Origin of the sequence: Amycolatopsis thailandensis (assembly GCF_002234405.1) — a bacterium.
In the GTDB taxonomy this organism is placed as follows: domain Bacteria; phylum Actinomycetota; class Actinomycetes; order Mycobacteriales; family Pseudonocardiaceae; genus Amycolatopsis; species Amycolatopsis thailandensis.
In genome coordinates this window covers 1-807 of the sequence record NZ_NMQT01000239.1, presented here as the reverse complement: position 1 = coordinate 807, position 807 = coordinate 1, and the positions used below count along the sequence as shown (strand labels likewise).

The 807-nt window shown below is 72.1% G+C and carries 1 protein-coding gene; it reads left to right on the top strand.

Annotation, left to right across the window (positions count from 1 at the left end):
• Nucleotides 1–768 (top strand): asparaginase (locus tag CFP71_RS41955; protein ID WP_093939415.1); only part of this gene is annotated, 768 nt, incomplete at its 5' end.
• Between the last annotated feature and the right edge of the window lie 39 nt (nt 769–807).

The window sequence follows — 807 nt, the reverse complement described above, 5'->3', positions numbered from 1 at the left end:
GAAGGCGCGGACGGCGTCGTCGTGGTCCAGGGCACGGACACGCTCGAAGAGACCGCGTACTTCTTCGAGCTGACGTGGGCTTCCGAGGCCCCGATCGTGATCACCGGCGCGATGCGCAACCCCAGTCTGCCCAGCGCCGACGGCGCCGGAAACCTGCTCGCGGCGCTGACCGTCGCCGCCGATCCCCGCAGCCGGGGCCGCGGTTCGCTGGTCGCGTTCAACGACGACGTCCACGCCGGACGCTGGGTCCGCAAGGCGCATTCGAGCCACGTCGAGGCGTTCTCCTCGAATCCCGCCGGGCCGCTCGCCCTGGTCAGCGAGGGCTTGGTGCACTACTTCCACCCGGTCGCCGTCCGTCCGGCGGCGTTGCCGCTGGAGAACGCGGACTTCTCCGGCCTGGTGCCGATCGTCGAGAGCGGCGTCGAGGACACCGGCGAACTCCTGGAGACGCTGGTCAAGGCCGGGGTCAAGGGAGTGGTGCTCGCCGCGAACGGCGCCGGGCACGTTTCGGCGGGGTCCGCCGACGTGATCGAGCGCGTCCTGCCGGAGGTGCCGGTCGTGGTCGCCGGCCGGACCGGCGCGGGCCCGACCTTCCGCGGCACCTACGGCTTCCGCGGCTCGGAGTCCGATCTGATCGCGATGGGCGCGACGATGGCGGGCTGGCTCGACCCGCGTAAATCCCGGCTCCTGCTGCACACCCTGCTCGCCACCGGGGCCTCGCGGGACCGCGTCGAGGCCGAATTCCGCCTGCGCGGCGACCTCGCCTGACGCGTTTCGTCCTCTGGATGCGGTAGTTGCACGCCCACG